Below are 8,302 nucleotides of genomic sequence, written 5' to 3' on the forward strand. Positions count from 1 at the left end.
CTAGCCGTTGCAGACGCCGATCGAGCCTGCGCGTTCTAGCCGTTGCAGACACCGATCGAGCCGTAGCCGATGCCGGGGAGGTACTCGTCCCACTCGTCCCTGGTGAGGGTCCGGCCGGCCTCGGCGCAGACGGCGCCGTACGGGTCGGCGAGGAAGTCGTACTCCTGCCGGTGGACCGAGCCCTCGGCGTCGAGGCCCAGCACCGCGCCCTGGCCGGGCAGGTGGCGTTGCAGCAGCGGCTCGCCGGTCATAGCCAGCGCGGTGATGTAGGCGCCGGTGTCGGCGTCCCAGATGCGCACGGTCCGGTCGGAGCTGCCGGTCTGGATGACGTATCCGCCGTCGGCGGTGAGGCTGGCGACCGGGTCGAACTCGACGGAGAAGGCGTCCTCGCCGGGCGGCTGCTCCATGGTGAGCATCTGGTTCTCCGACTGGTCCCACACGAGGGGGGCGTCCTCGCCGGAGGCGACGAGCCGGTCGGAGTCGGCGCTGAAGCGCAGGCCCGAGGCGGTGGCGAAGTCGCCGGGGATCTCGGCGGTGACCGTGCCGGACTCGAGGTTCCAGACCTTGACGGCGCCGCCCGCGATGGCGGCGATCTGCTGCCCGTCGGGGCTGTAGGCGACGGTGTCCTCGCCGAGCATCGCGGTCTCGCCGTTGACCGGTTCGATGGTCAGGTGCTCCTGGCCGGTCTCGGCGTCGAGGATGGTGGCGTGCTGGTCGAGCGTCAGGGAGACCTCGTCGCCTTCGGAGTTGTTCTCGCCGTCGATGACGGTGATCCAGCGGCCGTCGGGGCTGAAGTCGATGTGGGCGATCCAGTCCTCGCTGTTCCAGGGGACGTCGACTTCGGTGCCGGTCTCGAGGTCGATGAGCCGGTAGCGGCCTTCGTCGGCGATCAGGACCTCTTCGCCGTTCGGGTGGAGGCGGACGAGGTCGCCGGGCCTTGAGGTGGCGTTGTAGAGCGGTTCGGAGGCGAGCTGGCCGTCTTCGAGGGCCCAGACGGTGGTGCCCTCGGCGCCGGTGACGGCGAGCATGGAGCCGTTCGCATCGAAGTCGAGGGCGTCGACCACGCCGGTGTCGAAGGCGTCGACGGCGGTCATGTCGGCGGTGGCGATATTGCGGATCTCGGAGCCGACCGCGATGGCGATGGCGGAGCCGTCGGGGTTGACGGCGGCGTCGATGATCAGGTCGCGCGTGTAGGAGGTGCGAACGGGCTGGCCGAGGGCGAGGTCGATGAGGGTGACGGCGTCGGCGGACCATTCGACGGCGAAGCGGCCGCCGGCGGCGACGGCGCGGTGCTCGTCGTCGTTCCAGGTCGGTTCGGTCTCGGCCTTGGCGGGCTCGTAGTCCTCGGTGGACCAGGCGGCGGTCTGGTCGCCGTCGCGGGCGAGCAGGAAGTTCCCGTCGGGGCTGAACTGGAATTCGGAGAGGTCGGCGGGGGCGGCGAGGACGGCCTGTTCGGTGGCGTTGGCGGGGCTGACGACGTGGACGCCGTCGTCGGCGCCGAACGCCAGGGCGTCGCCGGTGGGGCTGAAGGCGAGCGCGCCGGTGCCTTCGAGGCCTTCGATGCGCGACTGCTCTTCGCCGCGTTCGAGGTTCCAGACGACGATGTCGCCTTCGCCGCCGGAGGAGGCGAGGTATTCGCCGGTGGGGCTGTAGGCGAGCTGCTGGACGTCGTCGAGGTGGGCCTCGACGGTCTCGGCGACGGGGTCGCCGACGGCGCCGACCATGGCGTTCTGGTGGTCGGCGCTGGGTTCGAGGTCCCAGGCCGCGGCGGCGAGGAGTCGCGAGAGGTCGCCGTCGCGCCCGGCCATCTCGCCGGAGGTGGCGGCGAGGTTGTCGGCGAGGAGGCGGTTGCGTTCGTCGCGGAGCTCGGAGCCGGTGTTGAAGGCGATGCCGGCGGCGGTGACGGAGACCGCCAGGAGCGCGGTCACCGAGATGGCGGCGGTGCGGCGGGCGAGGGAGCGGCGGGTGGCGGCGTGGCGGGCGGAGTTCAGGAAGGACTCGACGTCCTCGTTCCATTCGCGGTAGGAGTCCGGGTTGGAGTCCCATGCGGCCCTGGTGGACTGGGCGGTCTCGAACTTGGCGCCGCGGTACAGGAACGAGGGGTCGCGGCGGTGGTCGAGCCATTCGGCGGCGTCGTCGGCGACCTCGGTGAGGAGGGCGCGGTGCATCCGGTCGGACTGGAGCCAGGTGTCGAGGCGCTTCCAGGAGCGCAGGAGCACGTCGTGGGCGATCTCGACGGTGTCGCCCGTCATCACGAGGAGGCGCGCGGCGGTGAACATCTCCAGCACGGGCGCGAGGTCGGGGAAGACGGCGAGCAGGTCGGAGCGTCCGGCGCGGCGGCGGGAGACCTCGCCGTGGCGGTCGATGACGGTGAGTCGGCGGAAGAGCTCGTTGGTGAGGGTCCGCTGGCGCGGGGTCAGCCGCAGGTGGACCTCTTCGGCGGCGACCTCGATGGCGCGGGCGACGCCGCCGATCTCCTGGTAGGCGGCGCGGGTGAGGCCGCTGGCGTCGCGGCGCTGCCAGATCGAGAACATCGTCTGGGACAGCAGCGGGAGGGCGCCGGGCGAGGCGGCCGAGGTGGCGGCGCGCAGGTCGGCCAGGATCTCGTCGGCCAGGCCCTCCTCGACGCGGAGTCCGGCCTCGGCGGCGGGGCCGGTGATGACCTGACGCAGTTCCTCGGGTTCGGGCGGGCCGACCACGAAGGAGTGGCGGCGCAGCACGGGCACCATGGCGGGGATGGCGGCGCACCGGTCGATGAAGTCGCCGCGGACGCCGATGACGACGGCACCAGCGGGAGCGTCGGTTCCCTTGGCGCCGATGGCGAAGAGCGCGTCGATAAAGGCGCTGCGGGCGGCGTCGTCACGGGCGAGGGTGAAGGCCTCTTCGAACTGGTCCACGAACACGAGCAGCCGCCCGCTGCCGCGCACCAGGTCGCGGCGCTCGGGCTCGACGCTCTCGGCGTGGGCGATGACGGCCTGGCGGGCGTAGTGGCGGGCCTGGTCGGGGCGGGAGGCGAGCGTGGTGCGGATCGCCTCCGCGTCGGTACCGGTCGCCGCCGCGAGGTGGGCGGCGAGTTCGTCGAGCGGGTTCGGCCCGGGGGTGAGGGTCAGGACCGGCCAGTCGGAGGAACCCTCGATGGGCAGCTGGCCCCCGGCGATCGCGGGGATGAGTCCGGCACGGACGAGCGAGGACTTGCCCGCCCCGGACGCGCCGGTCACGACGGCCATGCCGGTGCGGTCCAGGCAGGCCTCCAGGTGCCCGGTGAGCTCGGCGGTCAGGCGCGAGCGGCCGTAGAAGACCGGCGCCTGGTCCGCCTCGAACGGCCACAGCCCCTGGTAGGGGGATTCGCGCTGCCAGCGCGGGCTGCGTTGCTCGGGAACGGCTCCGGCGCCGTCGAGGCGGCCGGCGAGGCCGACCAGTTCCTCACGGATCAGCCGGAGCTGGACGGCGCGGAGCCGGCTCTCGTCGGTCTCGGTGCGCCGACGGGTCTCGCGCTCGTAGAGGCCGTCCTGGAGCAGGTCGAGGGCGCGGTGGACCTGGACGAGGAGGTCGTCCGTCTCGCCGAAGTCTTCACGTAGCCGCGACAGGTGCGCGGCGACGATCTCGGTCAGGTGCTCGTCGTCGGTATCGGTGGCGGCGTACAGGACCGCTTCCACCGCGGCGCGCACGTCGCCGCGGGGCTGCTGTCCGAGTTCGTTGCGGGGGTTGGAGGGCGACATGCCGCAAGTCTGGCAGATCGTGTCAAGGTCTCAGCTCGGCCACGCTCATGTTGTGGCCGGTTCCCCTGCGCATCTTCGCAAAATGAAGCTCAGGAGGCTCCACGGTGTCCAGAAGATTGCGAAACGTTACAGACGGGCGGTGCCCTCGGCTCATCTTCCCGATGAAGCGCCGCTGCGCGTCCCCGTCAGATGCGGGCGGTGCCCTCCGCGACGATGACGGCCGGCCCCTGCAGGTGGATGGTCGATTCGGTGACGGTCACGGTGAGCGTCCCGCCGGGCACGTCGACCTTGCAGACGCCAGTGTCCAGGCCCGCGCGGCGCAGTGCGACGGCGGCGACGGCGCAGGCGCCGGTGCCGCAGGAGTGGGTCTCGCCTACGCCGCGTTCGTGGACGCGCATGCGCACGTGAGGTGCCTCGCCGACGACGAATTCGACATTGACGCCCTCGGGGAAGACCGTCTCGTCGTAGTGGGGCCGGTGGTGCAGTTCGAGCGAGTCGAGCTCGGCGGCGTCGCCCAGTTGGCACACCAGGTGCGGGTTGCCCATGGACACGGCCTGGCCGGGCCATTCGAAACCATCGATACTGGCCTGGGAGGCGGGGCCGAACGAGGCGGGGCCCATGTCGACGCTGAACTCATCGCCGACGACCTTGACCGTCTTGATCCCGCCACGCGTCGCCACCGGGATCTCCTCGCCGTCGACCAGGCCCTGTTCGAGCAGGTAGCGGGCGAACACCCGGACGCCATTGCCGCACATCTCGGCGATCGAGCCGTCGGCATTGCGGTAGTCCATGAACCACTTCGCCGGAGGTGAACTTGAGTCCAGCGCGGATGAATCCTCGGAGGGGACGACGCGCAGGAGGCCGTCCCCGCCGAGCCCTGAGCGCCGGTCGCACAGCGCCGCCACCTGGGCGGCTTCGAGCGGGCGCGTCCCGGCCCGGTCGAGGACGATCACGAAGTCGTTGCCGGTGCCGTGGCCCTTGGCGAAGTCGATGGTGTGCACATCGCCATTGTGCCGCACTCGCGCCGCGCTAGCCTTATGCCGTGACAGAAACGACCGGCGCCGGCCCCCTTGACGACCTGAAGGCGAAGTTCCCCAACGGGGTGTGGACCACCCGCGCGAACGCCCGCCTGCAAGACGCCCTCATCGAGGGCTCCGGCCTCGGCGGCCTCCAGCCGGCCGTGGGTTGGGCGGCGCGCATGCAGAGCACCGACAGCCCCGAGCCGTTCGCCTCGCCGCAGATGCTGCTGTTCGCCGGGGAGTACCCCGACGGCTGGGCCTCCGGCGAGCGCGAGAGCGTGACCGAGCAGGCCGACGCACTCGAACGCGGCGAGGGCCGCCTGGCCGAGCAGGCCGCGCGCGCCGGACTGCCCGTCACGGTGGTCCGCACTGCCGCCAGTGGGGGCAGCGAAGGCCCGCTGCTGGACGACGACCAGCTTCAGGCGGCCCTGACGCTCGGCCGCGAGACGGCCGACCGGGCCATCGACGGCGGCGCCGACATCCTCCTGATCGCCGGTCTCGGTGCCGGAGCCTCCACTGCTTCCGTGGGGGTGTGCTCCTTCATCGCCAAGGAGGACATCACCTCGTACATGCCGCAGCTGCGCGCCCCCGGCGGCATCGTGGACGACCGGTCGTGGATGGGCCGCGTCGCGGCGCTCCGCGACCACCTGGCGTTCAACCGCGGCTTCAAACGCAAGGCCGACGCGCTGGCGTCGCGCCTCGGCGGCGCCGAGATCGCCACCATGGCCGCGACCATCTTCACCGCCGCCGTGCGCTCGACCCCGGTGCTGCTTGACGGTCCGGCGGCGCTGGCGGCCATGATGATCGCCCGCGACTTCGGGCTGGCGGCACCGAAGTGGTGCTACGCGCCGAACCGCGCCCCGCACCCAGTGATCACCAAGCTCGCCAAGCAGGGCGGCCTAGCCGATGATCTGGGACTGGGACTGGACCTAGGTGAAACCTCGGCCCTGATCCTCGGCTGGGACATGGTCCAGCAGTCGCTAAGACTTGCGTCGGCACTGCCGTTCCCGCCCAAGGAAGAAGAAGACGAGGACGAGGACGAGAAGGCCGAAGCGGAGACCGCGACCGAAGCCTCCACCGAATCCGACGACCAACCGGACGACGAAGCCGGGGAGAGCCCCGAAACTGCCGAGGACAGGACCGAGTCCGCCTGACGAGTCCAGGACGAATCCAGTCGGGCCACGCCGGGTCAGACCGAGTCGGACCGGCGCTTGAGGAATTCGGATAGAGCGCTGTCGAGCTCGGCCGGTTCGAGGTCGAACAGATTGGCGACGGCGATGCCGGTGGGCCTGCGAACGGCAATGGTCACTTCCGGTTTCGAATCGACCCGACGCAGCCAGAGAACTTCGTAGGCGAGCACTTCGCTGCGGATCGACTGGACCTCGACGTTCATGTCGGCGTAAGCGAACATGCCGAGGACGGTCATGGTCGGTGGCCGAAATAGAGCCGACCGGCTCGGGCGCGCTGGGCATTGAGCCAGGCCCGGGGCCGATCGGAAAGCGCGCCGCGCCAGGTGACGCACATCTGGTCGCCCGCAATCTGGACGTCCCCGCCGATCTCGGCGGGCCCGTCGCAGATGGCGAGGATGATGCCGTCGCCGACTTCGGAATCGACCCACAGCTCGAAATTGATGCGCTCCGGCGTGTCCCATTCGACGGCGAGATCCATACGGGACGGGATCAACTCGCCCGCCCCGGCGAATCGGTCTGGCGGTTTGACGGCAGCGTGAACTACGCTCGATGCGTCCATGAGAAGCATCCCTTCTCTTGGGTTGCGACGGCCCGCCGGGAGCCAAGTCCGCCAAGATTCGAATCCCGACGGGCCGTCTATTTCCCCACCACACCGAGGTCAACATGTGGACGAACGCCCACGACCTCGGATGTGTATGACCGTAAGTGATCGCGCGGCGCCAGAGCAAGCACAAACGCCCGAACGGACAGGTTCCAGTAATAGGGGGGTCATACTGGAACACATTTTGGACCTTCCCCAATGGGTACTCGGCGTGCCACACTCCGTGACATGGCTGAGAAGACCTTCCTTCGGATCCAGTTCGGCAGGAGACTGGCGAGGGCACGCGAGGCGGCGGGCAAGACCGCAATGGACGCGATCCGCGCGGGCATAGTGCGGAGCAAAGCCCAGATGTCAAGGCTGGAGCACGGATACCGGGTGCATCTGACCTTGAGCAATATCTCGGATCTCTGCAAGCTGTACGGGCTCAAGGGAAATGACAAACACGTCATCGAGCAGATGTACCTGCGAGCAGAGGCTGACGAGGAGTGGTGGGAGCCGTTTTCAGAAGTCATGTTCCGCGACATCTCGATGCTGTTCAGCTTGCAAAGCTATGCCGACCGCATCTACGTCTTCGACAATCTGGTCCACGGTCTATTCCAGACCGAAGAGCACGCCAGGATGCTGCACGCCGGGGCTGAACCAGAGTCCGTGGATAAGAGAGTCGAGCTTCGTATGCAGCGCCAACGCGAATTCTGGTCGCGCAATCCCCTACCCGAGGTGCAATTGATGATGCGCGAGACAGCCCTGCTCGGAACCTGCGACCAGCAACAGATCGACCTGCTGGTCGAGCGGGATCGGCTCCCGAACGTCTCGATCCGCTACCTGCCAGCCTCAGACGGTCCATGGCCCCACCTGTTCGGCCCGTTCACGGTACTAGGATTCGAGGCGGACGACCCGGATGTGGTCTACTCGGAGTCCATCTCCGGCGCTCGTTACGAGGACCGACCGGTGTCGGTCGAGACCCACCTGGCCCGGTTCGTCTCGCACTTCGAAGAGCAGGCACGAACGATTAAGGAGTTCCGACGTGGTTGACAACGACGGATGGCGGAAGTCGAGCCGAAGTGGGGCAGAAGGCAACGACTGCGTTGAGGCCCGTCTGCGCAGCGGCGAGTTCCAGGTCCGCGACAGCAAGCTTGACCAGGACAGCCCCGTCTTCGGCATGACCCCCAAGGACTTCACGGCGCTTCTGTCCACAGCCAAGCGCTAGCCGACCCAGACACCGAGCAGAGGGACCGACCCACCGAGGGTCTGGTCCCTCGCCGCTATCCACCTTCAAAACCCCAGCCAGGCCGGTTCTTCGCGGCCCGCACCGTTCGGATCGGTCTTCAGGCATCAGCGACGGAAGGGTGTGGAGGGTGCCCGCGCGACGCGCCCGACCGCGGGTGGCAGTGACACCGAGTCTTGTCGGTCCCTGAGGGCATCGTTGAGACCGGGGGGTGCCGATCCGCGACACGTCCGACCGCGGGGTACGTGGCACTTGAGCTGGGAAAACACCGAAACATTCACCCTATCGGGTGATGCCGCCAGGCCAGTCATGTGTCACCATTGAGGCATAGAACAGACAGACTGAAACAAGCCGACTGTTCGACTCCCATACGGCTCATCGAGGAGGTGGAAGGCCATGGCACCGACGCTCACCAACACTGGCGCTGGTTCGGATCGGCGGGGCAAGTCCGAGGCCATCCACTCCGCACTCGATGCATCGGCGGCATTGATCAATGCCGCTCATGCCTCGGTGCTGGCGCATGTGATCGAGGCGAAGACCGCGAACAT

General features: G+C 68.9%; 7 protein-coding genes. 3 read left to right on the plus strand and 4 right to left on the minus strand.

Annotation, left to right across the window (positions count from 1 at the left end):
* Window positions 1-35 precede the first annotated feature (35 nt).
* Window positions 36-3,719: an nSTAND1 domain-containing NTPase gene (locus FAB82_RS28330; RefSeq protein ID WP_136533593.1), complete on the minus strand. Its 3,684-nt coding sequence runs from the start codon at window positions 3,717-3,719 to the stop codon at window positions 36-38.
* Between the two features lie 185 nt (window positions 3,720-3,904).
* Complete coding sequence (dapF, locus tag FAB82_RS05820; protein WP_136533611.1) at window positions 3,905-4,711, minus strand: diaminopimelate epimerase; 807 nt, start codon at window positions 4,709-4,711, stop codon at window positions 3,905-3,907.
* Between the two features lie 50 nt (window positions 4,712-4,761).
* Between dapF and FAB82_RS05825 the strand changes: the two genes are divergently transcribed.
* The gene (locus FAB82_RS05825) at window positions 4,762-5,892 is read left to right on the plus strand and encodes a nicotinate-nucleotide--dimethylbenzimidazole phosphoribosyltransferase (protein WP_136533594.1); all 1,131 of its coding nucleotides are present in this window, start codon (window positions 4,762-4,764) and stop codon (window positions 5,890-5,892) included.
* 35 nt (window positions 5,893-5,927) lie between these two features.
* Here the strand turns inward: FAB82_RS05825 and FAB82_RS05830 are convergent, their stop codons facing one another.
* Together FAB82_RS05830 and FAB82_RS05835 are read right to left on the minus strand one after the other, a co-directional pair.
* Window positions 5,928-6,149: a hypothetical protein gene (locus FAB82_RS05830; RefSeq protein ID WP_211116398.1), complete on the minus strand. Its 222-nt coding sequence runs from the start codon at window positions 6,147-6,149 to the stop codon at window positions 5,928-5,930.
* Window positions 6,150-6,160: 11 nt separating this feature from the next.
* Window positions 6,161-6,487 (minus strand): hypothetical protein, encoded by a 327-nt coding sequence (locus FAB82_RS05835; RefSeq protein ID WP_136533596.1) that lies wholly within the window; start codon window positions 6,485-6,487, stop codon window positions 6,161-6,163.
* Between the two features lie 270 nt (window positions 6,488-6,757).
* Between FAB82_RS05835 and FAB82_RS27840 the strand changes: the two genes are divergently transcribed.
* Together FAB82_RS27840 and FAB82_RS27845 are read left to right on the plus strand one after the other, a co-directional pair.
* Entirely contained in the window at window positions 6,758-7,561 is an 804-nt protein-coding gene (locus FAB82_RS27840; RefSeq protein WP_246039460.1) for a DUF5753 domain-containing protein, read from the plus strand.
* On the plus strand, window positions 7,554-7,736 hold the full coding sequence (locus FAB82_RS27845; protein WP_246039461.1) for a DUF397 domain-containing protein: 183 nt from the start codon (window positions 7,554-7,556) through the stop codon (window positions 7,734-7,736). The genes FAB82_RS27840 and FAB82_RS27845 overlap by 8 nt, the downstream gene beginning before the upstream one ends.
* Window positions 7,737-8,302: the final 566 nt, after the last annotated feature.

It is taken from the genome of Glycomyces buryatensis (assembly GCF_004912275.1).
Classification (GTDB): domain Bacteria; phylum Actinomycetota; class Actinomycetes; order Mycobacteriales; family Micromonosporaceae; genus Glycomyces; species Glycomyces buryatensis.